The organism is Pantoea sp. JGM49 (genome assembly GCF_018257655.1).
GTDB lineage: Bacteria > Pseudomonadota > Gammaproteobacteria > Enterobacterales > Enterobacteriaceae > Pantoea > Pantoea communis.
Window position 1 is genome coordinate 16,796 of record NZ_JAERJM010000015.1, and the last position, 26,150, is coordinate 42,945.

27 protein-coding genes are annotated in these 26,150 nt (G+C 64.2%); all 27 read left to right on the forward strand.

Annotated features, from left to right (window positions below; all coding sequences use genetic code 11):
• Positions 1–2: 2 nt before the first annotated feature.
• The 27 genes from JK231_RS21430 (at position 3) to JK231_RS21560 (ending at position 26,095) form a co-directional block, all read left to right on the forward strand.
• Positions 3–1,712, forward strand: coding sequence for a PilN family type IVB pilus formation outer membrane protein (locus JK231_RS21430; protein ID WP_211729427.1), 1,710 nt, complete (start codon positions 3–5; stop codon positions 1,710–1,712).
• A 5-nt stretch (positions 1,713–1,717) separates the two neighbouring features.
• Positions 1,718–3,073, forward strand: coding sequence for a type 4b pilus protein PilO2 (gene pilO2 / locus JK231_RS21435; RefSeq protein ID WP_211729428.1), 1,356 nt, complete (start codon positions 1,718–1,720; stop codon positions 3,071–3,073).
• A complete protein-coding gene (gene pilP / locus JK231_RS21440) occupies positions 3,060–3,485 on the forward strand; it encodes a type IV pilus biogenesis protein PilP (protein WP_211729429.1) in 426 nt (141 codons plus the stop codon). The genes pilO2 and pilP overlap by 14 nt, the downstream gene beginning before the upstream one ends.
• Before the next feature lie 9 nt (positions 3,486–3,494).
• On the forward strand, positions 3,495–5,012 hold the full coding sequence (locus tag JK231_RS21445) for an ATPase, T2SS/T4P/T4SS family (RefSeq protein WP_249221777.1): 1,518 nt from the start codon (positions 3,495–3,497) through the stop codon (positions 5,010–5,012).
• Positions 5,009–6,076 (forward strand): type II secretion system F family protein, encoded by a 1,068-nt coding sequence (locus JK231_RS21450; protein ID WP_211729430.1) that lies wholly within the window; start codon positions 5,009–5,011, stop codon positions 6,074–6,076. Before JK231_RS21445 ends, JK231_RS21450 begins: the two co-directional genes overlap by 4 nt.
• A gap of 99 nt (positions 6,077–6,175) precedes the next feature.
• A complete protein-coding gene (locus tag JK231_RS21455; RefSeq protein ID WP_058970016.1) occupies positions 6,176–6,679 on the forward strand; it encodes a type 4 pilus major pilin in 504 nt (167 codons plus the stop codon).
• Positions 6,680–6,721: 42 nt separating this feature from the next.
• On the forward strand, positions 6,722–7,660 hold the full coding sequence (locus JK231_RS21460; protein ID WP_211729431.1) for an ATPase, T2SS/T4P/T4SS family: 939 nt from the start codon (positions 6,722–6,724) through the stop codon (positions 7,658–7,660).
• A 3-nt stretch (positions 7,661–7,663) separates the two neighbouring features.
• Positions 7,664–8,881, forward strand: coding sequence for a shufflon system plasmid conjugative transfer pilus tip adhesin PilV (gene pilV / locus JK231_RS21465; protein WP_211729432.1), 1,218 nt, complete (start codon positions 7,664–7,666; stop codon positions 8,879–8,881).
• A 318-nt stretch (positions 8,882–9,199) separates the two neighbouring features.
• Positions 9,200–9,628 carry a type IV pilus biogenesis protein PilM gene (gene pilM / locus JK231_RS21470; protein ID WP_211729433.1) on the forward strand — a complete coding sequence of 143 codons (429 nt, stop codon included), beginning with the start codon at positions 9,200–9,202 and terminating at the stop codon, positions 9,626–9,628.
• A 4-nt stretch (positions 9,629–9,632) separates the two neighbouring features.
• Complete coding sequence (locus tag JK231_RS21475) at positions 9,633–10,244, forward strand: prepilin peptidase (RefSeq protein WP_211729434.1); 612 nt, start codon at positions 9,633–9,635, stop codon at positions 10,242–10,244.
• Positions 10,229–10,702: a lytic transglycosylase domain-containing protein gene (locus tag JK231_RS21480; protein ID WP_211729435.1), complete on the forward strand. Its 474-nt coding sequence runs from the start codon at positions 10,229–10,231 to the stop codon at positions 10,700–10,702. The genes JK231_RS21475 and JK231_RS21480 overlap by 16 nt, the downstream gene beginning before the upstream one ends.
• Before the next feature lie 3 nt (positions 10,703–10,705).
• Positions 10,706–11,137 (forward strand): hypothetical protein, encoded by a 432-nt coding sequence (locus tag JK231_RS21485; RefSeq protein ID WP_249221778.1) that lies wholly within the window; start codon positions 10,706–10,708, stop codon positions 11,135–11,137.
• A 58-nt stretch (positions 11,138–11,195) separates the two neighbouring features.
• Positions 11,196–11,666: a lytic transglycosylase domain-containing protein gene (locus JK231_RS21490; RefSeq protein WP_211729436.1), complete on the forward strand. Its 471-nt coding sequence runs from the start codon at positions 11,196–11,198 to the stop codon at positions 11,664–11,666.
• A gap of 50 nt (positions 11,667–11,716) precedes the next feature.
• On the forward strand, positions 11,717–12,196 hold the full coding sequence (locus JK231_RS21495) for a DotD/TraH family lipoprotein (protein WP_211729437.1): 480 nt from the start codon (positions 11,717–11,719) through the stop codon (positions 12,194–12,196).
• Positions 12,193–13,017 (forward strand): type IV secretory system conjugative DNA transfer family protein, encoded by an 825-nt coding sequence (locus JK231_RS21500; protein WP_211729438.1) that lies wholly within the window; start codon positions 12,193–12,195, stop codon positions 13,015–13,017. Before JK231_RS21495 ends, JK231_RS21500 begins: the two co-directional genes overlap by 4 nt.
• Positions 13,017–14,183: a plasmid transfer ATPase TraJ gene (gene traJ, locus JK231_RS21505; RefSeq protein WP_211729439.1), complete on the forward strand. Its 1,167-nt coding sequence runs from the start codon at positions 13,017–13,019 to the stop codon at positions 14,181–14,183. Before JK231_RS21500 ends, traJ begins: the two co-directional genes overlap by 1 nt.
• Positions 14,180–14,470, forward strand: coding sequence for a conjugal transfer protein (locus JK231_RS21510; protein ID WP_211729440.1), 291 nt, complete (start codon positions 14,180–14,182; stop codon positions 14,468–14,470). The genes traJ and JK231_RS21510 overlap by 4 nt, the downstream gene beginning before the upstream one ends.
• Positions 14,471–14,500: 30 nt before the next feature.
• Entirely contained in the window at positions 14,501–19,867 is a 5,367-nt protein-coding gene (locus JK231_RS21515; RefSeq protein WP_211729441.1) for an LPD7 domain-containing protein, read from the forward strand.
• Positions 19,868–19,892: 25 nt separating this feature from the next.
• Positions 19,893–20,240: a conjugal transfer protein gene (locus JK231_RS21520; RefSeq protein ID WP_211729442.1), complete on the forward strand. Its 348-nt coding sequence runs from the start codon at positions 19,893–19,895 to the stop codon at positions 20,238–20,240.
• Positions 20,241–20,249: 9 nt separating this feature from the next.
• Positions 20,250–20,942 (forward strand): DotI/IcmL/TraM family protein, encoded by a 693-nt coding sequence (locus tag JK231_RS21525; RefSeq protein WP_211729443.1) that lies wholly within the window; start codon positions 20,250–20,252, stop codon positions 20,940–20,942.
• A 4-nt stretch (positions 20,943–20,946) separates the two neighbouring features.
• Positions 20,947–21,954 (forward strand): DotH/IcmK family type IV secretion protein, encoded by a 1,008-nt coding sequence (locus JK231_RS21530; RefSeq protein WP_211729444.1) that lies wholly within the window; start codon positions 20,947–20,949, stop codon positions 21,952–21,954.
• Positions 21,955–21,956: 2 nt separating this feature from the next.
• Positions 21,957–23,264 (forward strand): conjugal transfer protein TraO, encoded by a 1,308-nt coding sequence (gene traO / locus JK231_RS21535; RefSeq protein ID WP_211729445.1) that lies wholly within the window; start codon positions 21,957–21,959, stop codon positions 23,262–23,264.
• Positions 23,257–24,018, forward strand: coding sequence for a conjugal transfer protein TraP (gene traP / locus JK231_RS21540; RefSeq protein ID WP_349291526.1), 762 nt, complete (start codon positions 23,257–23,259; stop codon positions 24,016–24,018). The genes traO and traP overlap by 8 nt, the downstream gene beginning before the upstream one ends.
• A gap of 9 nt (positions 24,019–24,027) precedes the next feature.
• On the forward strand, positions 24,028–24,567 hold the full coding sequence (gene traQ, locus JK231_RS21545; protein ID WP_211729446.1) for a conjugal transfer protein TraQ: 540 nt from the start codon (positions 24,028–24,030) through the stop codon (positions 24,565–24,567).
• Positions 24,568–24,643: 76 nt separating this feature from the next.
• Complete coding sequence (locus tag JK231_RS21550) at positions 24,644–25,030, forward strand: DUF6750 family protein (protein WP_211729447.1); 387 nt, start codon at positions 24,644–24,646, stop codon at positions 25,028–25,030.
• A 67-nt stretch (positions 25,031–25,097) separates the two neighbouring features.
• Positions 25,098–25,436, forward strand: coding sequence for a hypothetical protein (locus JK231_RS21555; RefSeq protein WP_211729448.1), 339 nt, complete (start codon positions 25,098–25,100; stop codon positions 25,434–25,436).
• 239 nt (positions 25,437–25,675) lie between these two features.
• Positions 25,676–26,095 (forward strand): hypothetical protein, encoded by a 420-nt coding sequence (locus tag JK231_RS21560; RefSeq protein ID WP_211729449.1) that lies wholly within the window; start codon positions 25,676–25,678, stop codon positions 26,093–26,095.
• Positions 26,096–26,150: the final 55 nt, after the last annotated feature.

Genomic DNA, 26,150 nt, shown 5'->3' on the forward strand with positions numbered 1-26,150 from the left:
TTATGCTAAGAAAATCCACGCTCGCCGTGCTGATCTGCAGCACGCTGCTGCAGGGCTGCGCCCTGGAGCGCATCAATGACGTTCAGCGCTCGGCCGGCAGCACCGCCGATGAGGCCTCCGGGCTCATTCGTCAGGCAGCGGAAAACCGCCCGGTGGTGCAGTTTCAGAACAGCCAGTACGTGAGCCCCGTGCCGCTGCCGGTTGCAAAGTACGACGCCCCCCGTGAGGTGGTGAACTGCAACATGCCGTACCGGGCCGTCAAGCCGCAGGACATCTGGCAGTTCAGCCAGGACATCGCAACGGTCTGCCACATACGCACGCGCGTCACGCCCGATGCGGCAGCAGCGCTGGGAGGCGGTGGTGGCCAGAGCGGCTCGCCGACTCAGCGTCTGACCAGCGTGCCGTCGCCCGCGCTTCCGACCGCCGGCGACATGCGTCCGCTGGACTCGTTCGGCACGGGCACCACGGCCAGCGCAGCGGCACCTGCGGGCGGTACCTCGCGCACTTTTTCAGGCGTAACCTACACCGGCAACCTCGGTGGCCTGCTGGATATCGTGACCGCGCGACTGGGGATATCGTGGAAGTACGAGGACGGGATGGTCACGTTTTTCTACCTGCAGACGGCGCGTTTTGACATCGAGCCTTCTGACGCGAAATACGCACTGACCGGCTCGGTGGTGAGCGGCGTGTCCAACAGCAGCAGCTCCGACGGTGGCACGGGTTCCGGCAGCTCAGGATCCAGCTCCAGCGGCGGCGTCTCCGGCGAAAGCGGCACGAGCCTCAAGTCCGACGTCGCCATGGGCAACAACCTGTATGACGACCTGAAGTCCACGGCGGAGAGCATGCTGACGCCGGGCGTAGGGCGCCTCGATATGAACAAGACCACGGGCACCGTGGTGATTACCGACGTGCCGGAGGTGGTGCGCCGCGTAGGGGAATACCTGACATCTGAGAACAAAGCGCTGAGCCGGCAGGTTAACCTCAAGGTGGTGATTTATACCGTCAACACCGAAACGAGCGATGCGGTCGGCATCGACTGGAACGTTATCTACAAGACGCTGGCCGGCAAGTACGGTATTAACCTGGCGGGACCGTCCGGTACCGTAGCCGACGCGGGCTCGGTCAGCTTCTCGGTGCTGGATACGGCCACCGGCGCGGCGCGTCAGTTTGCGGGCTCTTCATTCCTGTTTGACGCCCTGTCCAAACAGGCGAAGGTGGCGGACGTGCGTACGATCCCGCTGATGACCACAAACATGGCCTCCGCATCCGTGGTGGTGGGGCGTCAGATAGCCTATCTCAAGAGCGTCTCCACGACGGTGTACTCGACGGGCAGCACCACGCTGCCGTCGCAGACGCTGACGCCGGGTTCGGTAACCACCGGAACCAACATCACCATCTTCCCGAAAATACTCGACGGCGGCGATCGCATGATGCTGAACATGTTCCTTAACATTTCCAGCCTCATCCAGCTGCGCGAAATCAGCTCGGACACCGAGAAACTGGAGGCGCCGGAAGTGGACTCCCGCTCCGTTCCGCAGCGCGTCTGGCTGAAACCCGGTCAGACCGTGGTCATCAGCGGGCTGGAGCAGAACGTGGCGACCTCGAACCGTCAGGGCCAGCTGTCGCCGGATAACCAGATAACCGGCGGACAGCGCTCGGGCGACCGGACCCGCCAGTCCTTCGTCATTACCGTCACGCCTTACATCAGGTAACCATCATGAAGAAAAACAGGAAGACGCCGGCGCCCGCGCAGGACCCTGGCGATATCCGCGTGATGACCATCAATCAGCGCCGGTTTGTGGTGGGCCTCACCTGGCAGACCATACGCGCGCAGCGTAACCCTATGAAGGAGATACGCCGCGTCGGTAAGGCGCAGGGGCTGGATCTCGTGGCGGTACGTCGCAGCGACAGCATTCAGGCGGGGTTCGCGCCCAAAACGCGGCTTCGCCTGCGCGGCACCTTCTCGCTGACGGTGGCGCTGGCTTCGCTGCTTGAGGGCTGCTGCATTGCCGTGGTGCCGCTGGGTGAGGGGCCGGATGGCACATTGCAGTACACGCTGGTCGGCAAGACGGAGCGCGGCGGGATTCACCCGTGGTCCGATAAGGTCTACGCGGCAGAGCTGCTACGTCAGACGCTCATTGACCTGCGGGGCGAACTGCGCGGCAGCAAGGGCGACCTGGAGGTGCCGGTGTACGGCGATCCTGCTGTCGCCGGCGTAACCGCGCCGCTAGACCTGGAGTCGGTGCTGGCGCCGAAGCAGCTGAGCAAGGATTTCCGGCTGCGTCCGCTGACATGGGGCATGACCCGGGGGCAGCTGATGGCGGCGGCGGCGGTGACCGCGCTGGCGCTGGCGGGACTGGGGTTCTGGCTGCACGTGGAGGGCGAGCGGGAAGCCGCGGCGCGCGTGGCGCTGCAGCGGGAGATGGCCCGTCAGGCCGAGCTGAACAAACAGGCGCGCTACAAGGCAGCGCTGGACAGCTTCCGCCACCCGTGGACGGAGCAGCCTTCGGTGGGTTCCTTTGTCGGGCAGTGCCAGCAGGTACTGGACCGCGTGCCGCTCTCCATCGAGGGCTGGATGACCGTCACGGTAGTCTGCGCGCAGGGTGACGTCAGCGTGCAGTCCCTCCGGCGCACCAACTCGGCGGCCACCACCGCTGACTATGTCGCCGCAGTGAAAATGCTGTTCGGCGTCACGCCGGTGTTCAGCTTTGCCGACAGCAGCCAGACCTCGTTCACGCTGCCTCAGACGCAGAAGCCGGAGGGGGATGACCCGATGGTGCCGGTGGATGAACGGCTGATGCAGTTTATCTCCCGCTTCCAGTCCCTGAACATCGACCTCGCCGTGTCGGCGGTGCCGATTAAAGACGTGAAGCAGAACAGCGAAGGGGAAGACCTGCCGCTGCAGGACTGGCAGGAATATCAGTTCTCTGCCGAAACCGACGTCCCGCCCCGCGACATTTTCGCCGGCGCTGGCTTCACCGGTATCCGCCTCTCGCAGGTCACGGTGGGCATCAACACCTCCGACGGCTCAACCCGTTATAAAATCTCAGGATCGCTCTATGGAAAACGTTAAGTATGCAGCGCTGATGCTGCTGGTCTGCGGCTTTGCGCGCGCGGAAGCGGACGTTAAAACGGTGGGCGACCTCGATCGCCTGCAGAGCGGCCGCGTGTTTTACGACGCGCAGGCCGCCTACAACAAGGCAAAAATGGCGGCGGGGCAGGCTGACACCGTTGCTGTACCGGTCACCCCCACCGCGGTGCCTGGCGGCCCTCCGGGCACGCCGGCAGCAACCGCGCCGGCCAGCACCCTGCCGGTACTTGAGAAGGTGGCAGGAACGGTGGCCACGCTGAGCTTTACGGACGGCAGCAGCACCCAGGTGCGCCCGGGCGACAGCGTCAGCGGCGGCTACACCGTGGTATCCGTTTCAATGCGCGGCGTAGTCATTAAGCGCGCGCCTGACGGCCGCGTCTTTACCCTGAACTAAGGTGACGTCATGATGAACCTGAGTGAAAAAACCCATACCCTGCTGCCGCTTGCTCCGCCCGCCGGCGGCCGCCCTTTTTCCACGGCAATCCGCGAGAGCGTCCGCTTTATCCGCGACGAGCAGAACCAGTCTCACTGCCTTTACGTGCTGAACGAGCTGGACGCCAGCACCGAGTACTTCGAGCTGCGCGAGCAGCTGCGCAGCCAGGGCCTTAACCCGGGCGTGACCTGGTGTAACCGCGAGGAGCTCGAGAAGATTTCGCAGCAGTTCAGCGACCGCAGTGAGAGCGTGACGGGGGCAAGCGACTTTCAGAACCTCATTCTCGGCATGATAGCCGAGGCGACCGCCCTGCGCGGTTCGGACATTCATATCCGCATCGAGCACAAGTACACGCGCGTGCTCTACCGCATTGACGGCAACCTGCGGCCGATGCACTCCCATTCGGCAGAGTGGGGCACGCGCCTCGTCAACGCGCTGTATAACTCGATGAGCGAGGAGCAGAGCAAAACCACGCTGAGCTTTACCGAGCCCTGCGACGCGCGCGTGCGCGAGGAGTTTGTGAACGGCTACGGTCTCAGCACCATCCGCTTTGCCAGCCGCCCGGGCGGCCAGGGTCGTCTGGCGGTCGCGCTGCGCCTGGTGAGCCGCCGCAAGCAGAGCCTGCACTTCGAGCAGCTGGGGCTGACGCCTGCGGAAGAAACCATGCTGCGGCGTGCGCTGACCAGCTCAGGCGGGACCTTCTTCAGCGGCCCGACCGGGCACGGCAAGTCTACGGTGTGTCAGGTCTCCGCCGAGTTTCTGGCGCGTGAGGACCCGGGTGAAAACATCATGTCGGTGGAAGATCCCATCGAATCACCGATCGAAGGCGTCTTTCAGACGCCGCTCGGCCTGCAGACCTTTGCAGATGCGATCAAAAACCTGCTGCGTATGGACCCTGACCGCATCTACAACGGTGAGGTGCGCGACCCGGGTACCGCGAACGGCGTCGTTGAGGCCATTCAGACCGGCGCGCCTGTCCTGAGCACTATCCACACCAACTCGCCGGCGGATATTCTGCAGCGACTGCGCCGCTTCGGGGTCGACGAAGACCTGCTGTTCGATCCGACCATCATTTCATGCCTGGTCGGCCTGCGCCTGGTGCCGCTGCTCTGCACGCACTGCCGCATTCCCTGGCAGGAAGGGCGCGGCAGCGTCAGCCCGGTGATGCAGGACATGGTGGAGACCCACGCACAGACCCGCGGCGTATTTCTCCGTAATCCCGGCGGCTGCGAATGCTGCGGGCATACGGGGATCCACGGGCGCACCGGAATATTCGAAGTCATTGAAACGGATAACCGCTTTATGCGGCGCTACAGCGGTGAGGGCAAAATGGCAGCCTATCTTGACTGGATTGAGCGCGGCGGCGTAACGCTGTGTCAGAACCTGCTGCGGCTGATAAACAGCGGCGTGGCGGATCCGGTATGGACACACCGCCGCATCATCAACCTGGACCGGGATGCCCGGCTGACAGCGGGGAGCGACCTGTGAACAGGCTGGCCCGCGCGATATATCGGGCAACCTTTAGCGCTCAGGACCGCATCGAAATCTATGACGACTTCCGTCAGTACCTGCTGGACGGCCGCGGCGTCAAAGAGACCTACCAGAAGCTTATCGACAACTACAGCCGGCGCGGGAAGAAACCCGGCGATGCCGTGGCGCAGATCCTGACCGAGTGTGCGGAGAACCTCGGGGCCGGTTTTGGCCTCGCGGATTCGCTGCGCGAGTGGGTACCGGATCAGGAACTCAGCATCATCGAATCCTGTGACCTGGCCGGGCGCCCTGCAGACGGCTTCGTTAACGCCATGGATATTGCCAGCGGCACCGGGCGCATCAGCGGCACGGTGAAGTCGACCGTCGCCGTGACGGCTTATCTGACGCTGCTGACCGTGGGCGTGGTGGTGATGTTCTGCATGATGCTGGTGCCGGTGATTATGCAGGCGGTGCCGCTCAGCCAGTGGAACGGCCTGCAGACGGCGGTCTATTACTTTTACCTGCTGCTCTCTGACTGGTGGTGGGCGCTACTACTGCTGTTCGCCGGCGTGGTTTTGCTGGTCGTGTGGTCGCTGCCCAGGCTGACCGGGCGCGTGCGCTTCTTCCTCGATCGCTTCCCGCCGTGGTCCATTTACCGCCGCATCCACGGCGCAGCGTTCATCATGAACGTCAACGCCATGGACGCAGCCGGTATACCGATGGAGCGCGCCGTGGCCACCATGAAGGCGTCAACCCGTTCGGCCTGGCTTTACGAGCGTCTTGACGCGCTGGAGCTGGCCATTTCCTCCGGTGAAAAGAACCTCGGCGTGGCGCTGGACGCAACGGACTACGAGTTTCCGGACGAGCGCGCCATCGTCAAGCTGCAGAGCCTGTTCGAGACCCGCAACAGCGAAGGGTCGCTGAAGCGCTTTGCGGCCACCTGGCTTGAGCGCACCGTGAGCAGCGTCGAGCGCACGGGCGATCGCCTGCGCATCGTCAGCCTGCTGCTGTGCGGGGTGCTGGTCGCCTCGCTGATGCTCATCATGTTCAGCCTCATCCAGAAGGCATTTTTCTTTAACTAGGCGGACGGCCGTTCGCTTCAACGCTCCATGATTTTCCTGTCAGCCGTGCGGCCCGACGCCGCGCGGCTTCTTTCCGTGTGTTTCCTTAAAGGTGATGAAATGAAGAAGTTAAAAAAGGGTATTGCGAACATTACTGACTCCATCAGTTCGCTGGGCATTATGATCGTGGTCATCAGCCTGGTGGTGGCCGCCGGCGCGCTGGCCTATTTCTACGTGAACAGCACCAGCGAGGTCACGCTTGTGACCACGGTCATGAACGAGACGCGCAACCTGCGCTCATCCAGCGGCTACGGTACCGATGATTACGTGCCGGCGCTGGTGAAGGGCGGGAGCATTTCAAAAAGCTACACCATTACCAATAACCTGATTTACAACAAGTCAGGCGGTCAGGTGACGGTGAAGGGCAACGGCGTGGGCTTTATCGTGACCGATGCCGGGCTGCCGCAACGTGACTGCGTGAAGGTCGCACGCAGCATCGGCACCGCGGACCTCGCGTCCACTAAAATCAACAACACCACGTACACCGCTGAGGTCACCGCGGCCAACGCCGCCACCGCTTGCGTGGACGGTGACAACACCCTGACGTTTACCACCAAGTCCTAACTCCCTGCCGCCGTTCTGCGGCGGCCCTTATCCGGACCGACTATGACCGCCACCGCGCTCAGCGAGACCGATTTTATCGATCTCTATCTCGGTGAAGACTACGCCGAAATCAAAGGGATGGTGGGCGCCACGCGCCTGCTTATCTCCGTGCCTGACCCGCTTGCTGCCGACGTTCAGGCGCTGCGTGCGCTCTGTGAGCGCCGGCATCAGGAAAGCGGTCGCAACGAGTTTTCCTGCTTTCACGACGGACGCCTTTACCGCGCCACCGTGTCCCGCGACCTGCTGGGCCGCACCGGTCTGGTGCTGCGCCAGACGCCGGCGGTCCTGCCGTCGTTTGCTGACATCCCCCTCAGCACGCCGCTGCGCCGCTCCGTGGAGCACCCCGGCGCCACGGGGCTGATACTGATCGCTGGTGAAATGGGGGCGGGCAAGACCACCTCAGCCGCTGTCATTCTGAGCCGGCGAATCGCGGTCACCGGCCACCTCGGCGTGTCCATTGAAGACCCGGCGGAAACGCTGCTGCAGGGCCGTCACGGTGACGGACGCTGCATCCAGCTGGAGGTCGGTGAAAACGAAGGTTATGCCAGCGCCACGCGCAAGGCTTATCGTATGGGCGCATCAGCGTTTCTGCTGGGCGAAATCCGCGACGGCGCCACGGCGCATGAGGTGCTGAAGGCTTCCCTGAGCATGTTCGTGGTCTCGACCATCCATGCAGCGTCCCCCAGGGAAGCGCTGGAGCGCTACGTGATGTTCTGTGAGGAAATCAGCCCGGCCGCCAAGGCCAACATTGCCAGCACGCTGTACGTACTGGCGCACCAGAAGATGCGGGTCAACCCCACCAATAATCAGCGTCAGGTGGACATCACCGGCTTCAACCTGAAGCATGCCACCACGGCCGATACCATCCGCGCCAAAATCACGGCGGGTCAGTTCAACTTTGACGACCAGTTTAACGCCATCACCTATGACTTTAAGGATTAGACCATGAGCAGGATGAAGCGGGGCATTGCGCAAATCACCGATGCAACGGTGGCCTACGGGGTCATCGCCGTCATTATCGTTACGCTGCTTATCCCCCTCACGCTGTGGGCGGCGGACGAATACCGCATGAACGTGGCGGCCGGACAGGCCAACACGGTGCAGAAGGCGGTGAACCGCTATATCGCCGATCAGCAGGCGACCATTGCGGCCGGCAGCAGCGCCTCATCGGGCTACACGCTGACGGTGCCGATGCTCATCACCGCGGGCTACCTGCCGGTAGGCTACTCGTCGACCAACGCCTACACCGCCACCTACCGCACGCTGATTTTTCAGCCGACAGCAAATAAGTTTCACACCATGACGTTTCTGACCGGCGGCTCCACGCTGTCGCTCAGCGACGCCCGCCGGCTCGCGAATCACATCGGGCCGGCGGGCGGCTACATCGAGAGCGGCGTGGCGAAGGGGGCGCTCGGGAGCTGGCAGGAGAACCTGTCCGCGTTTGGCGGCTATAACCCGGGCGACGGCAGCGTGGTGATTGCCGGCTTCTATTCCAACGGCGCGCTGGTTAATGACTATCTGTACCGTCACAGCGTGGCAGGGCATCCGGAGCTGAACACCATGGGCACCACGCTGAACATGGGCAGCAACGACATCAGCAGCGCGAAAACCGTTGGTGCTCAGACGCTGAACGCGTCGGCCGACGTCAACACCGCCCGGCTCACGGCCACGCAGAGTATCCAGTCGAACGGCACCATTAATGCCGGTGGCAGCATCACTTCCAGCAGCAACATTGCGGCGGGAGGGAACATCACCACGAGCAGCAGCATGGTCGCCAACGGCAACATCACGTCGAACAGCAGCATAACGGCGGCGGGTAACGTAACGGCGAACAATGATGTGCTGGCTAACGGGACCTTGCGCAGCGCACATGATGCCGTCATTGGCGGGATAGTTAAGCTCCAGCAGGTCAATACCGCTGGGTCATCCTGCGACACATGGGGGTCTGTAAGCCGCGACAGCGCTGGCGCCATACTTTCCTGCCAATCCGGTGTGTGGACTAAAGCCGGGTTTTCTTTAGGTGCAGTCCAGTACGGTGGACAGACTTCATATCATGACTCAAAAGGTGCCGACGGTTTTGCCATGTGTCCGGACGGTACTGTTATGGTTGGGTTACGCAATCAGGGCGGAGACATTGATCTGTATACAGTCCTTTGCCGCTAACATTGTCGTATTTCTCAGCCTCTACTCATAGGTATATACGGTGAAAGCACCTGGTGAACATCCCTGGCTTGGCAGGGGGGGTTGAAACGATCGAATAACAGGTATAGGTAGGCACCTGAAATGAAATCGTTCCTGATTTAGCTTAGGCCGGGTTGTTGTCAGACGCAGACGCTGCGCCTACTCCTCCTGCAGAAGCACTGAGCGCCCAGGTGTTCGTGCAGCCCTGCCCATCGCCGAGGTCTTTGTACACAACTGAATTGCCGCCAACCCCTGTCCGCTCCACCCGGTCAGGCTCCATCACCTCACCCCGGAACACTTATGCGATCTTCCGTTTTCTTCGCTGCCTTGCTGCTGGCGGTAGCCACTTCCTGCCTGATGTTTATCAATTTATCCGCCCGCGAGAACGTGGACCGCGTGACGCAGGGTCAGCAGGCGGGGCAGTTTCTCCAGTACGTCTCTGCATTGAACAACCTCTGGACGAGCAGCACTCCGGCCGACGGGGATGCTGCCGCGCGGATAACCCTGCCGGACTGGCTGCCCCGAAGCAGCACGATTTTGCTGCGCATCAGCGGCGGTGCGGGGTATGTCTTTATGCCTGCGAGCCCGGGAGTTTATGCCCAGCTGATGACAGACACAGAAAACAGCTCGCATTTTGGCCTGAGCGATGCGGCCGGTATCAACACGCCGTCCGGCCGGCTTGCCCGGCCCGACTTTGTTCCGGCCGGCTATGTGGTTTACGTGAGGTAATGCAATGCTGATTATTCCCGCCGTACTGATGTTCTCATTGGTGCTCGCCTTTAACCTGCCGGCTCTCTACGCGAGCGCCCGGATAGCTGCCGAAGCCTCTGCGGCTGAAACGCAGGCCTATCCGGACGTGGCGCCCATCCGGCCGCTGCTGGCTGCCGTGATGCTCTGCGGTGGCGTGTTTCCCGCCTGGCTTATGACGCACAACCCGGCCTTTATCCTGTTTGTGCTGCTGCTGGCCAGCGCCGCCTATATCGACTGCGTGACGCAGTGGGTGCCCGACCTGATCATTTTCCTGCTCTCCTGGCTGGCGCTGACCACGCTGCTGCCGGGCGGCCCTGATGCCATTCCCGCCCTGACGGGGGCCGCCGTTATGCTGCTGCCGGCGCTGCTGCTGAATCTCATCACCTGGATACGGTCGCAGCCGCCGGCACTGGCCTCCGGTGACCTGTACGTGCTGCCGGCAATTGGTGCCTGGCTGACCCCGACCTGGTCGGGCGCGTGTCTTGCCATGAGCCTGCTGCTGACCGCAATAGCGGGACGGTTCGTACGCGGCGTGCCGTTTATCACCGTTCTCTATCCGGTCTTCGTGGCGGTGTCGCTATGTGGCGCGCTGTGATGATTTGCCTGCTGCTGACCGTGGCAGGCGTGACGGATGCGGCGAAAGTGCAGCCGGAGGCCGCCCGCTGCTTTCGTGAGGCGGGCGTACGTTTCAGCGTTGACTGGCGGCTGCTGCAGGCCATCGCCGAAGTTGAAAGCGGACTGAACCCCGGCGCCATCGGGCTCAACAAAAAGAACGGCCGGGTACTTAGCGAAGACCTCGGCATGATGCAAATCAACTCCTCCTGGCTGCCGGTGTTAAGCCCGATGGGCATAACCCGTGACGTGCTGCTCGGCAACGCCTGCCAGAACATTCACGTCGGCGCCTGGATACTGGCGAAAAACATCGCGCAGAACGGGGTGAACTGGACGTCAGTCGGGGCTTACAACGCCGGATTTAAAAACGCGAACGAGCCGTTTCGCATGCGCTACGCCCGCAAGGTATATGCGCGCTATATCGAACTCACAGGAAACTGAATCATGCAGAAAGTAACGTTAAAGCGGGCGGGCATAGCAGCCAGCGTATTTTTTCTCGGCTGGTACTGCGCGGTGGGATACCTGAGCTGGCAGTATGACGTTGACTTCTCACCCTGGCAGAAGGACGAGGCGTCCGTGCTACCCCTGACGCAGGCAATCTTTAGGCATCAATGTACCCGTGAGAACCAAACGTTAACTCGCGAAGCCGTCAAAGGCGATAAGGCTTTCGATGCTTTTAGCGCGGCGTGGTTCGGCTGCCTTTCCGACCGTTCTGACGCACTCATGCACAGTCTGTCGCTGGCCGTCACCGGATACAGTGACCTGAGCTGCAGGATAAAGGCCGAAAGTGAAGGGCGCCCTGATGATGCCTGCAAAAAGGCGCTCGATGAGCGGATACTGATGCACCGTGCGCTCAAAGAATTCCCTGCTGAATAACTACCCCTCCTGATGTCATAGCCACAGGCCCGGCTGCCCGGTGCCGGAGATTTCACCCATGCGAATTACCCACTTCTGGCGCACGCTGCTGTTGCTGGCGGCCGCGCTGTTTTTCTCCGCCACCGCACAGGCCTACTGCTTTCGCGAGGCCGGCGCCCGCTATAACGTCTCGCCGCAGCTCCTGCGCGCCATCGCGCAGGTAGAAAGCGGCATGAACCCGCACGCGGTCGGCTACAACCGCGACCGGCAGGGGCGCGTGACCAGCCGGGATTTCGGGCTGATGCAGATTAACTCCACACACCTGGCAAAACTTAAAGCCATGGGCGTTATCAGCGACGAGCGCGACCTTCTGACGCAGCCCTGCCTTAACGTGCAGACAGGCGCCTGGATCCTCGCGCAGCACCTGCAGGTCTGCGGCCTGACCTGGCAGTGCCTCGGCAGCTACAACGCCGGATTTGCGGACGGCAATCAGGCCCGCCGCATGCTGTATGCAAGAAAAGTCTATTCCATCTGGCTGGCCAGCCGCTGAACGGCGGCGCCTGCTCACTCATCTGAAGACCGGCAACCCCCGGAGACACCATGAAAAAACGCATTTTGACCGCGCTGCCGGCGCTGCTGCTGTGCGGCTGCCAGCTGCAATCTCAACCTCACGCGACCGGGTCCGCACCGGCACAGGCAGTTACCTCCCCGCCGAAGACCTCGGTGCAGCTGACGCAGCTGTGGATGGAGGGCGACCTGCGTGAAGGATCGGCGCTGCCCGTCGCGGCCATCCGCGCCGACAGCGACCGCTTAACGTTCAGCTGGAACGGCGACGCCGTGGAGCTGCTGAGCGCACTTGCCCGCGCGCGTGGCCAGACATTCAGCTACGCCGGGGTGCGGCTGCCGCTGCCCGTAGACATCGAGGTGCAGGGCGTTACCTACGCGAACGTGCTGCGCCTGATTGAGATGCAGACCGCCTGGCGCGCCACGCTCGTGACCTATCCCGGCCAAATGGTGCTGCAGTTTATGCCTTCGCTGCCGGTTGCGCCGGTCCGTACGAATAGAGGGGAGCGCCGATGAAAGCCCGACTCACCGTCCTGCTGCTGCCCGCGCTGCTGGCGGGTTGCGCGGGATTTCACTTCACGAAGGCGGTGCCCGCGCCCGGGCCGGACGGCGCACCGCCGCCGGGTCCTGAGGCCTACCTCTCGCCTCAGAAGCGTGACACGTCAGACGTGTCCGACAACCGCCGCCAGATGCTGACCGAGGGCGGGCGCACCACCGGCTTTCGCGGGGGCAAGGCGCAGCGCGCGTGGGAGCTCCGGCGTGACCTGGAGGCGCGCGCGAAGCAGCTTGACGCCACCTATGACTTCCGCCCCCTTATCAGCGCACGCGGCTGGCTGCCGCCGGTCATCACCGAGGCCGTGGACGTGGCGCACGTCACGCCCGATCAGATACGCACCGCGAGCCATGTGTACGAAATCGTTCAGCCCGAGCGCTTCGTGAGCAACCCGCCGACGTGGCGCGGCTGGCTGATGGCCGGCCTCAGCACCGTGCCGCCGGACGAACCGGCGGGCGGGCTCATCCCGGAAAACGGCGTGCAGCGCGACATCTGGCAGGCGGCGGTGAACGAAGGCTGGGCGGAAGGGCGGCAGAGCGCCGACGAGACGCTGGAGGCTAACGTCAACCGCCTGACGCGCGACTACAACGGCATGCTGCAGTACGTGCTGCTGCGCCGTCAGAACCTCATTACCGCCCCGGTAGTCACCGAGCGTCAGCAGACGGTCACCGGCGACAGCAACAAGCTCACCACCGGCGACCGCGAGCGTCGCCTGGAATCCCGCGCCGGCTTTGTCACCGACAAGGCGAAGTGGAAGCCGGTCATCAACACGGAGAAGCGCTGATGTCAGCCTCAGACCTGAAATTTTTCGACTTTGGTGGCGGCCTTAACGCCGACGCGCTGCGCGGCTTTATGGTGTGGTGCGCGCGCAACAACGTGAGCGACATTCACCTGCAGGGCGACAATCACTTTGTGGTGGGCCGCTACGGCCGCCTGCTCAGGGCGAGCCCCTTTGCGGTGGCCGACGACACCATGGCCAAGCTGATGGACGAGGTGTTTACCCCGGAGCTGCGCCCGCTGGTGCGGGGTGGGGTGCCGGCTGACCGCGCGATGCAGCTCGACGGCGACATGTCCGGCCGCTGGGGTCTGAGCCGCGGCGAGCGCATCCGCTTTCGCGTGAACCTGCTGCAGGGCACGGCGGGGCGCCAGGACAGCACCATCGGCTGGACCCTGCGCGTCATTCCTTCCGATATCCCGCCGCTGGAAAGCCATGGCCTGGAGCCGGAGCTGATGGCCAACCTTCTGCCGGCCAAGGGCGTGGGCCTCTGGGGCGGCATTACCGGCTCGGGCAAGAGCACGTCGCTGGCCTCCACCTATCGCTACTGTCTGGACACGGACCCCGACCGCAAGGTCACGACCAAAGAGGACCCGATTGAGTTCATCCTGGGCCGCCCGGGCGACGTGCTGCCGCCGCTGCAGTCGCAGGTCGGCAAAGACATTCCCGACTTCGCGACCGGCATCCGCGCGGACCTGCGACGGGCGCCGTCAGTCATTGGCGTGGGAGAGATGCGTGACCGGGAGACGATTGACGCCGGCATTCGTGCCGGCCAGCTCGGCCACCTGATGCTCTCCACCACGCACATCGATTCGCCGGGCGAGGTGTTCCCCCGACTCATTAATGAATTTGCCTACGAAAGCCGCGACGCCATGGCGTTTTCGCTACTGGGCGTACTGCAGTACGTGGTGGTTCAGACGCTGCTGCGGACCACCGACGGCAAGCGCGTGGCGGTCCGCGAGTACATTCTGGTCGACTACTACCTGCGGGAGAAGCTCGCCGGCATGCCGTGGTCGCAGTGGGGGCAGCACATCAACACCCTTATCCGGCTGGAGAAGCGCCGGATTGTCGACCAGGCCTGGCAGCTGTACCGCGCCGGCCGCATCGCTGAATCCGAGCTGGCCGTGGTGATGTCGCCGCGCCAGCGCCGCGAATTTGAGGAGGGCACCGCGTGAGCGAGTTCAGAAAAGAGGACTATCCGCCGGGCTTCTGGCGGCGCGCCGGCAGCGCCTTGGACTTTGTCGGCATCCCCGCCTGGCTGTTTCTGCTTTATCTCTTCTGGTTCCGGTTCCCCGCCATGAACACCCTCTACGTCGTCACCGGCATCATCGCCGCGTTCCGCGTGCTGAAAATGTTTGGCTGGGGCGTGACCGAACTGCTGACGCGCGTGGCACGCCTTGCGCGCGGCAAAAGCCTGAGCGGCCGCCCGTGGTGGTACCGCCGGTACACCGACGGCGAGTAGCCGTCCTGACACAGCGTCACAGGAGGTTTTATGAAAACAGCGGACTACCCGGTGTGGCTTGCGGTCATGCCGGACCAGCGCGACGCCGCGCGCGCCGATGCCGGGAAGCACCCGAAGGGGGGCAACGCCATCACCTGGGATAAAGAGGCGCAGCTCTGGTACGCCCGCCCGGGCGCCGACCTCAGCCGGCTGCAGGCCTGGCTGCCCGACCCGTCGCGGCGCAGCGGCGGCGGAGACCCGCAGACGGAGTTTCTGGACGCGCTGACCGACGCCGGGCTGATTATTGACGGCCTGCCGGTGATGGACGGAGAGATACACCGCGTGTCGGTCACCGACGGGCCGAAAGGCAACGGCGACGGCGTCTACCGTGGCTTTCTGAACGGCAGCAAGCCGGGCGGCTGGTTCATTAACTACTGGACCGCAAAAACCCATAAGGACATCACGAAGTGGAAGGGCACCGGCGGCGAGTCCGACCCGGTTGCCCGCCTGCACATGAAGGCGGTTGCCCGCCAGTCCCGCGATGACTCTGCGCGACGACTGGCCGACACGCACGCCCGGCAGACGGCCAAAGCGAAGGCGCTTTATGAGCGCCTGCCGCCCGCCGACCCGGAGCACCCCTATCTTCAGCGCAAGGGCGTGACGGCGGACGACGGAATCCGTCAGACGCGTAACGGCGCGCTGGTTATCCCGTTTCAGGACGTGGACGGTGCGTTCCGCACGCTGCAGTACATCCCGCCCGACGGCGAAAAATACCTGTTCTCCGAGGCACCCAAGGCGGGCCACTTCAGGGTGGTGGGCGGAGCGCTCACCGGCGGGGAGCCCATCCTTTACGCCGAAGGCTATGCCACGGCGCGCAGCCTGAACGAGGTGACCGGTCGTCCGGTGGTCATGACCATCGACGCCGGGAACATGCTGAACGTGGCGAACGTGCTCAGCGCCCGCTACCCGGAGAGCCCTCACCTGTTCATGGTCGACTTTGACCACAGCAAGCCGGTGAACACCGGGCTCGTGATGGGAGAGCAGGCCGCGCTTAATACCGGCGGCAAAGTGATTATTCCCGACTTTACGGCCGCAGAGCGCGACGCAGGCCTGACCGATTTCAACGATGTGCACCAGTCACGCGGTACGGAGGCCCTCCGGGCTGACCTCCTGCCGCAAATCAATCAGGCCCTTGCCGGGCTTCACTATAAGGAAAACGTCATGGCCACACCTGACGACGCACAGCCTGCGCCGGATAATGTCCCTGCCGCGTCTCCGGACGCCACTCCGGCCCGCCGCCCTGGTGCTGCCAGAGAGAAAACGGATGAAATTCTGAAGCTGCGCGATGAGGGGCTGAAGCCCGCGCAGATTGCGGAGCAGCTCGGCATCGGGCAGACCAGCGTTTACCGCATCCTGAAGGCGCAGCAGCCTGAGGCCGCGCCAGTCACACCGCCAGCACCGGCTGCCGGTGACGTGCCGGCCAGCAGGGCGAATGATTTAGCCCCTGCGGCCTCTGCGCCTGTGCGTGACACGATCACCCTTTACCACGGCTCGCCGGCCGCCTTCAGCGCCGTTGACCCTGAAAAAATTGGTCTGGGTCAGAACTTCATGGGCCGCGGGTTTTATACCGATAACTCGGTGACAGGCGTGCAATATGCGATGGAGGAAATCAACCATCCGGACTATCACGTGTATGAACTGGAGATCCCCTCTCATTCGGTGATTCTGGACCGCTGGGACAGTTCCACACTCACGGATGCCCTGCGGGACCGGATACGAGAGGCCGGGAAAACGGTCGATCAGGCGTTGACAGCGAAAGGGGAGACCTCTCGTCTGGGATACGGAGATCTGCTCGCCGGCTGCGAGAAAATCGATGCGACATTTTTTCAGTATGCCGGCAGCCCGGAAGGGATGCGTATTCTGAAAGAGGCAGGCATTGATGCCCTGAAAGACAACAGCTACGTGGCCATCGTCAACACAGACCTCATTGATAACGTCCGTTTACGCTCTGCGGAAGGGGCATCCCGGGCTGAAATGGCGCAGTACATTGAAAGGGCGTCAGGTCATGCCGCTCAGGACGCGTCAAGGCTGTCTGAAATCCTGCAGGAAAAGCCGGGTGTGTCGGTCCATTATGATGCCATTCGCTCAGAGCTGGTCAGTCTGGCCAGCGCTCAGAACAGGCCGGAAGAAGCGGAAAGGCTGACCGCTCTGCTCAGGCATACGCTGGTTGAAACGGCCGATAACCCCCCTGACAGAAAAACGGCGATCACCCCGTTAAACCGCCTTTACGCGGAAGCCGTCAGAAGCCTGGACCTGACTCAGGATAACCATGCTGCCCGGCTGGGTCAGCTGGTCGACAGCGCTGTCAGCAATATGAACCCTGAGCAGAAGCCCGCGGCGGAACCGGTTAAACCGGAGCCGGAAACGCCGGAACCGGTGGCCGCAGTCCAGGACAGTCCTGCACCCGACGCACCGCAGGCGGCTCCGGCTGCGTTCCCTGAAATCGCTGCCGCGTCAGAGCCGGTCGTTCCGGCAGCCACAGAGGCAGAAGCGCCTGCTGTAGCTGACCCGCAGCCGGCACCTGCAACGCCGGTTGCCGCGCCCGCGGCTGATGCTGATATCCTGCGTGCGCCGCCGGTGATTCAGGGCGAGCTGCGCGGGGCGCTGTCCGCGCTGATTCAGGGCAGCATCACCCCGGCAGCGTTTCAGGACACCTCCGATCGCCTGCAGCGCGAACTTAACCAGGTGCGCGAGTCCGGCACCTACAACGACGCTTACGTCAGCGAAACGCAGGCGGTGTTTGACCGGCTGACCGGCGACGGACTGGCGGTCAGCGAGCGCCCGGGCATGTTCAGCCGCGCGCTGAGCGCGGCGGGTCTGAAGGACAGCGACACCACGCTGTCTCTGCGCAGCAGCGGCCAGTCGGACGTGCGAACCATCCCGGCGCAGATCCAGTCGCTTTACACCCGCCTGGCGGACGGCGAGCTGTCGCGTCCTCAGCTGGAAAAGGCACTGCGGGAGGTGCGCAACGACCTGCGCCGCGCGGAGCTCTCCGGTCAGCAGTCGGCCGCAGACGTTCAGTCATCCTGGGCGGCGTTCGGGCGCCTTGACCTGGCCGCCGGCGAGACGGAAGGCCGTGCCGTAACCGCAGCCGTTGCCGCACTGGCTGCGTCCCGCGTCTCTGCCGCGGCGCCTGCCGAAGCGGCCCCGGCGGTCGCTGATATTCCGGCGCCGGCGGTTCAGCCGGAACAAACCGTTACTCCTGACGTCTCCTTTGCTTCTCCTGAAACGCCAAAACCGGCTCAGGATGTGCCTGCGTCAGAAGCAGCACCGGCCGCTCCTGCTGCCGCAGCCGTGGTCATGCCGGTTCCCGAACCGGCAGTGGCAGAGCCTGCAGCTGCAGTCGCTGATTCTGAACCGGCTCTGAACGTGCCTGAGGTTCAGCCGGCTGAGGCTTCCCCGGCGCTTTCCACCGATGCGGAACAGTCTGCAGGCACCGAACAGCCTGCCTCTGCCGCTTCCGCCACGGCGGAGTTCCCGGACTTCAGCGCAGGCTTTGCCAACATCAGTGAGCGCCTGCGTGCGCTGAAAGACGAAGCGGCTAGTCTGGATACGGATGTTCTGGCCATGCGGACCGGAGCGCTCATTAATGAGCGGATCGCGCTGACGGAGATGTGGTCGCAGGGTCACGATACCCAGGGCGCACGCTGGCCTTCGGAGGAAGGCGAGGCGCTGGAAGCAGAACTGCGCGCGGAGCTGGAAAAGCGCCCGGGCGCCGCCCCTTCACCGCTGGCGGCCGCCTCTGGTGAGGAGAACGCCATTCTGGTCGATGCGCCGCGCGTGGCGCCGCAGGATGAAGATGCGCCCGGGTCTTCCGGCCCGAACGCGTCCCGCATCGATGCCGACAGGTTGCTGAGCCGCATCACGCACGAGAAGCAGCCGGATGGCCAGAGCGTCCTGTATCGCCTCGATGGTGAACCCGCCTTTATTGACCGGGGGAACCGCCTCGTCATGGCGGAAGGAACCAGCGCGCACGAGGAGATGGTGCTGGCAGCATTGCTGACCGCCGCCAATCATTATCATGGCCGCATTGAACTCACCGGCAGCGATGAGTTTAAGGCGTTTGCCATCGGCGTTATCGTGGCCAACAAGCTGGACGTGAGCATGAAGAACGCCAGCCAGCAGGCCGACCTGGATGCCGCACGCCGGGCTGCAGGTCAGCCCGTCATGCCAGCCGCCCCCGCCGATGCGGTTCGCGGCGACCCGCAGGCCCCGCGCGCGGCTGAGGTTCCCCCCGTGATGCCGCCATCACCGGCGGAGCAGCAGGACATTTCGCAGGTGCAGCACGCCATACCCGTGACAGCGTCACCTCAGCCGGCCTCTGAACGCGCTCCTGAGCCCGCCGCGCCGAAGGTTTCGCCTGCCGTACATACCCCGGCAGAAAAGGCCCGGGAGCCGGTGACCGGCAAGGTGACCGCCTGCGGTCAGGCGCCGTTCCGCTTTGAAAAAGACGCCAGCGAGAGCACCTTTATTACGCTGCGAACGAAAGAAGGCCCGCAGACGTTCTGGGGTAAGGAACTCGCCGGCCTGCTGCGTGAGACTCACCTGCAGCCCGGTCGTGTGGTCACGCTGCAGTGGATGGGGGAGCAGCCGGTCACAGTCAATAAGCCCATGAAGGACGCGCAGGGCAACTTCAGCGGTCAGTATGAAAAGGTGCAGACCCGGCGCAATCAGTGGTCGCTGGCCCCGGCCGGTGGCAGCCGCGTGCAGACCGGCGCTGAGGAAATGGTGCGGCTCGCGGCCGTTGACGTGAACCGTTATCAGCAGATTCAGCATACGCTGGTGAGCCGCCTCGGACTCGATATTGATGCCCCGCCGAAGCCCGCCGACGGCCTCTACTGGCTGAAGCCGGACGGGCAGGGCAGCAGCGTCCCGGGTGACCCGCTGTCGGCGCCGCGCCCGGCGCATAACGAACGCGCCGGCACGCCGGTGATGTCGGCGTGGGGCGCGGACGGTCGTCCGGACCTGCTGCTGGTGCAGGGCGACGGCGACTACCTGCAGGGCATCGTGCGGCAGGAGGGAGTGTATCAGCACGTGCTGGTGAGCCTGCCCGGCAGCGCGGAGGCACCGCCGATGGTGGTGAACCTGCTTACCCCGGAGGGCGCGCGGCCCATCGGTAACGGCAACGGTATTAACCGCTCAAACGGCCAGCCCGTGCCGCGCGAGCACGTGGTGGTACGCCTCACCGGCGATGCAGAGCCGCGCATTGCGAAGCTCGACGCCCCGGCAGACGTGCCCGCCGCACTGCACGCCCGCCTCGGTTACGATGAGCGTTACAAGGCAGATACCGCCGCCCCAAAGGATCGTCCGGCGGCGGCACCCCAGGCAGCGCCGGTCACCCCACCCCGCCCGGCGTAAGCCATTTCCTGACTGGAGAACTCACATGAAGAAACCTCTGACCGCCCTCGTGGCGGTCTTTTTCTGCTGCGCCGCGTTTCACGCCGGCGCTGCCACCTGCCGCGCCGGCACGGCGGCGCAGACCGGCAGCGAGGCGGGCTACAACGCCGCCAAAAAGGCAAACGATGCCTGGGCGGCCCGCGAAAGCCAGACGTCAGATCAGCTGCAGAACTGCCTCTCCGGCATCCGCAACATCTCCATCAGCCTGCCGAACCTGCCGAGCCTGCAGGACATCATGAACCAGGCGTCAGAGAAGGTCTGCGGGGCGCTGACGGACAAAATCAACAGCAACCTGCCGACCAGCATCGACCCGTGGCAGTCCTACGGCCTGTAAGGAGCCCCCATGCAAAACCCTCAACCCGCCGCGCCGCCCGAGGGGGCGGCAGTGCCCATGACTGAGCCTGACATCTATGAACATGCGGTGCAGGCGCAGCACGAACGATCGCTGGGCGCAGAGTTTGCGCGCAGCTGCCTGAAAAAGCTGGGCTGGAGTCTGATGGTCAATGCCCTGCAGGCCGTGGCCATCATCGTGCTGATTTTCCTGTACGTGAACCTGCCGCGTGAGTACCTCGCCACCGAGGGCGGGCGCATCACGCCGTTTTACCCGACGGACAAGCCGGTGTGGAGCGAGAGTGACGTCCGTCAGTTCGGCGCCGACACCATCAGCAAGGCCTTCACGCTGGACTTCGTGCACTACCGCGACCAGATGACGGCGGCCGCCGCAGACTTCTCGGAGGAGGGCTTTGCCGGCTACAACCAGGCGCTGACCACCGGATCGAATATCCTGTCGCTGATTAAGGACAAGCGCATGAACCTGACCAACACCGTGGAGCCGGGCGTTATTACCCGCCGCGGCGTGATGGGCGGGCGCTACACGTGGGAATTCCAGTATCCGGTCACGCTGAAGCTGCAGGGGCAGAACAGCAGCACGCCGCCGCTGCGCTACATCTTCACGCTGCGCATCCAGCAGGCGGACACGCGACTCAAGCCGCGCGGCCTCGAGGTCACGCAGACCATCACCAACAACGCAGGATAATCCTATGAGCAACTTTCGCACGCTGGCCCTGTGGCTGGCGCTGTGCGGCAGCGCGGGGGCCGCCACGTCGGCGGGCACCGCCCCGGCGTCTGAACCCGGTGGCGGGTGGCGTTCCACCGCGCCCGCCGGTGGCAACGCAGCAACCGGTCAGACCCCGGCGGCGCAGGCTGCGGGTAGTGCTGCCGCCCCGGCAGGTCCACTGCCCGGACAAGCGCTGCCGCCGCCTGTGTCGGTGTCGTACGACCAGGCGCAGGCAGCCATTGCCCCGCTGACGCCGGATGAAATCCGCCAGCTGCGCGCGCAGCAGACCGAGCAGAACCGGGCGCTGGCCACGCCGGGTATCATCGCGGTGCCGCGCATCACCGCGCAGACCGTGAGCCTGCAGCCGGGCGCGAGCCTGCCGCTGGTGCGCACGGCGGTGAACTGGCCCGCCACGGTGAGCTTTATCGACAGCACCGGTGCGCCCTGGAAAATCCTCGGGGATCCGGTGAGCGGCTCGCCGGATATCGACGTGAAGTGGATACCGGGCATGTCCTTTATGGTTATCACCGCAAAGCGCGACTTCGTGAACACGCTGGTGACGGTGGGGCTGGAAGGCCTGCCGGTGCCGCTGCAGATAAGCGTGATGAGCGGCGAGGCGGACACGGCGAAGAAAACCTGGACGGTGGACGCGCGGCTTGACCTGCGCATTCCGCGTCGCGGTCCGGGGGCGGCACCCGACGCGCCGGGCCCTTTCCGCATCGGGCTGCACGACGACGTGCTGCAGGCGTTTCTGGACGGCGTGCCGCCGTCGGGCGCAAAGCGCCTGAAAACCACCGGCAGCGTGCCGGACACGGCGGTGTGGCAGCAGGGCGACGACCTCTATATCCGCTCGCGCGCGGACATCCGCGACGAGTTCGACACCACGCTTTCTTCGGCCGACGGCACGCACCTGTGGAAGCTGCCGCTGACGCCGCGCGTGGCCTTTTCCGTTGACGGGCGCACCGAAGCCCTCAGCATTGCCCTGGAGTAATCATGAGCGATCAACAGAACACCGGCGGCAGCAACATTCGCCTGATGATGAGCCTGATAGCAGGGGGCGCGGTGATAATGGTGGGCGGTGGCTACTGGCTGTGGAGCTACATCGCCGCGCCGCCGCCGGAAACCTCCAGCGTGAACCTGACCCGGGTCGGCAGCACCACGCAGGTCAGCGCCCAGGAGCAGCCGGACTACCGCGAAAGGCTGCGCGAGAGCAACGCGGTGGGCGCGCAGGTCGCGGCCACGCAGAACCGGAGCTTTATCGCCAGCATCCCGCTGGAGCAGGACGTTATTGCCCCGAAACCTGTCACCGCTGCGGCGCCGGTCGCGGCGGTAACGGCCCCGCAGCGGCCACCGGCCAGCGGACGCACGCCGGAGCAGGAGAAGGCGCTGGCCGACGCCCGTGCAAAGTCGCTCAATGCGCTGCTGGCAAAAATGCAGGCGGAGCCGAAAACGGACGACCTGCCGGCGGCTCAGCTGCTGGGCGGAAAAGAGAGCGGCTGGACGGCCTGGCGCGACTCGCAGCCCGGAAGCTACGTGCAGCAGGCAGCAGTGCGCAGCCGTCAGGACGCTGCGAATACGCCGCCGGCGACCGTGGTGGTGTCACCTTACTGGCGCGGACCGGGTGAGATTTATACCGGGGTAAACTCTGACAACGGCACCACGCCGGTGCTGGGCCGCATCACCACCGGCCAGTACGCGGGGGCGGTGCTGCAGGCGCCGGAGGGGGCGAAGCTCTCCGGCGACGGCGTCATCATTCACTTCACCACCATGGCGCTGCACGGTCAGAACTACAGGGTGGACGCCTACGCGCTGCAGGACGACACGCTCGTGGCCAACATCGCGACCGACGTCGATCACCACTACGTCCGCCGCATCGTGCTGCCCTCTATCTTCGGGGGCGCAGGGGAAGCAGGTCAGCTTTACGCGCAGTCCAACACCCAGCTGCTGAGCAACGGCTTTAACGCCGTGACCGCACGTCCGGGCCTGCCGGATCCGACAGCGGTGGCGGGCGTCATGCTGGGCGGCATGGCTCAGCGCGCGGGTCAGGTGCTGACAAACGACGCTGCCCGCCTGCCGGACCGCACCGTGACGGTGAAAAACGGCGAGGTTGTGGCCATCCAGTTCATGCGCGGCGTTTTCAGCACCGACGCCGAGTCGCCGCAGGGCATTTCACAGACGACACCGGGGAATAGCGAACCCGCGACCCTGAGCAGTAACCCGACCCCGACCGCCGCAGAGCTGCGCGCGGAAACGCAGGCGCGCATCCGCGCCGCCGAACAGAGAGGTACTCACCGTGACTGAATTCGATCCACAGCCGGCGCAGACCGCGCCGGTGCCCCCGGCCGCTTCACCGCCCGCGCCGCCGAAGCAGGGCATCCTGACGCGTCCTGTGCTGATGGGCTACTCCCTGCCGTGGCTGGCGGGCATCGTGCTGGTGCTGGCCGGTGTGGGCTGGTACCTGTTCTGGCCGTCGTCCTCAACTCAGGACGCGAGCCAGCGGGCCTTCGGACAGGACGGCGGGCTGGAGCCGGTTCAGCATTCCGCCGCCGCGCCGGTGAAACCCGCCGCTGCCCCGGCGCCGCTGCAGACCGGCGGACTGAACGTCCCCGCTTCCGTCAGCGCTCCCGGCACCGCCGGCAGCGTGCCGGACGATATGGCGTCGGCCATCCGGGAAAGCCGTGAGTTTGAAGCGGCCAACCGCGAGGCCATCACCCGCCTGTCGGACACGGTGCGCGCGCAGACGAAGGCACTCGCCTTGCTGCAGCAGCAGCTCGACGGGGTGGCGCAGGAGAACGCGCGCCTTGGCAACCTGGTGACCGTGCTGGCCGTGCGGCCCGCACCTGAAGCGAACGGGGCAGCTTCCTCCGGCCGTAAAGGCACGCGCTCCGCGCTCGCCGGCATGCGGCTGGAAAGCCTGCAGGACGGCATGGCGTGGATAAGCTGGCAGGGGCGCACGTGGGCGGTGGCGTCCGGTGACCGCCTCGGCGGCGTCACGGTGCGCGACATCAACCCGTCCGAGCGCAGCGTGACGACCAGCGCCGGCGTGCTGCGCTAGGGAGGCGTCATGGGCAGTTCTCTTGACGGCATTCAGATGCTGTCCAACCTGGCTTCAGGGCTGCAGAGCTCGTTCACTGACCTTGCGCTGACGCTGGCGTCGCTGTTCGGCGTGATCGGCGCCGGCGGCTTCCTCGCCCGGCAGTCCTGGCTCGCCCGCAAGGCGCCGGGTCAGTCGGCAAGCGGTGGCCAGGTGGTGGCATGGGGCCTGCTGTGCTGCTGTCTGGTGGGCCTGGACCAGATTATCGGCGCGGGTGCGCGGCAGGTGGGGTGGCAGGTCTCCTTTGACGCCATCAGCTACGTTGACCAGGGCACGTTCGGGCAGGGTGCAGTCGCCGCCAACGCCCTGCTGAGCCTGCTGCGCATGATTGGCGTCTGGTTTGCGCTCTCCGGGGTGCTGCTGTGGCGCCGCTCGCGTAAGGACGGGCACTCCGGCCTGACGGCGGGCAACGACGTCAGCCAGGGCACCGTGAAATTTATCATTGGCGTGATGATGGTCTGTAACCCCTACCTGCTTGACGCCACACAGAAAACCCTCGGCCTGCTCTGACGCGGCCGTTTCAGCCTTACGTCCATACGGACGGACTCAACGGCCATCCGGCCATTTTTCACAAAAGGAAAACACCATGTTTACTCGCCTTTACTGCGCGGCTCAGCTGCGCGCGCTCATGCTTTCTGAAACCCTGCGCAGACTCACCCTGCGCGGCGTATGCGCCTGGATGGCGCTTATCTCTCCGGTGGCCATGGCCGACGGCGACTGGGCTGACATGGCCAAATCCGGCGCGGAAGGTGCCAAGTCTATGCAGACCAGCGGGATCACCATCATTCAGGTTATCGGGTTCTTTGCATTTGCCGGCGGACTGCTTTCCATCAAGGCCATGAAGAACAACCCGCAGATTAAACCCTGGATGATTGCGCTGGCCATTCTTGGCGGCCTGGCGGCGATGGGTATCGCGGAGATGATCAAGCGCGGCATGACGCAGATTGGCCTGACGCCGGTCAGCGTCAGCTGATTTTCCGGCCGCCCTGCGGGGCGGCACATTTTTCCCTGTTCCTTCTTAAACCTTCCGGAGCCTCACGATGAAAACCTCAATTCGCATGATCGCTGCCTTCACGCTATCCGCCGGGCTGTGCGCCGGCGCGTCTGCCGGTCAGCCGGTGAATGATGCTGACGTCAGTCATAAGCTCGACCAGCTGAACGCCACCACGCTGGTTATCGACAGTCGCCTGCAGCAGATATTCACCGCGCTGAACCTGAGCGCGCAGAACGGTACATGCTGGCTGGACGGTAAAGCCTTCAGTCAGGGGGCTGTGGCTAAGGTCGCGGGTCATGCATCAGCCTGCGGCGTGCAGCCTAAAACCGGCTGGCCACAGTGGCGACCCGTTCCGGAAGAGGAGCCGGGCCTGTTCGGCCAGTAACTTCCATCCCTCTCTGTTTCACTCATCTGACCGCACCGTTCATTAGTGGAGGCAATATGTCCGCGACGCTGATTTGCAACGATACGGACACATGCCCGGCGTTCCTGTGGGCTATACGGCGGCAAATCGTCAGGCAGTGTTCCATCAGTACCAGTGAGCGAAACCGTATGCTGAAAGCGGTTTTCCGCATGAGTACTGACCGGCATGTTTCCGGTTACCCGGACCCCGGGGAGGTTTCAATGCTGACTTACGCAATACGTCAGGAGAAGTTTCGCATCGTTCGCGAGCAGGGGCATGGCGATCCAGCGGTCGCGGAGATTCAGCGTCTGATAGACGTGCTGAAGCGACTGGAGGCTGTGGCGCGTCAGGCGCGTCCTGTGAGCATGTCACGGTTACCCTGGCACAGAGAGTGTGCAGGTCTGGCGGGCATGATTCTGATGATGTTTTCACCCGTATTTTCCGGGCTGCTTGTATACCTGCTCCCTGTCAGTGCCAGTGCTCTGGCTGTAATTGTTTATTCACTGCTGACAGTGACGGTGGAGGTACTGAGTCAGGAAAAATTTGCCAGCCAGTTTGCGGCGGTTACACAGGGCATCCTCACCCTGACTGCGGGCGGGCTGGCTCTGCAATTTTTTCTGACAGGAGGCACGGTGCCCTGAAGGGGCAGACGTGGCCCGCTGATGCAACCCCATTCATTCGTCTTGTAACTGACTA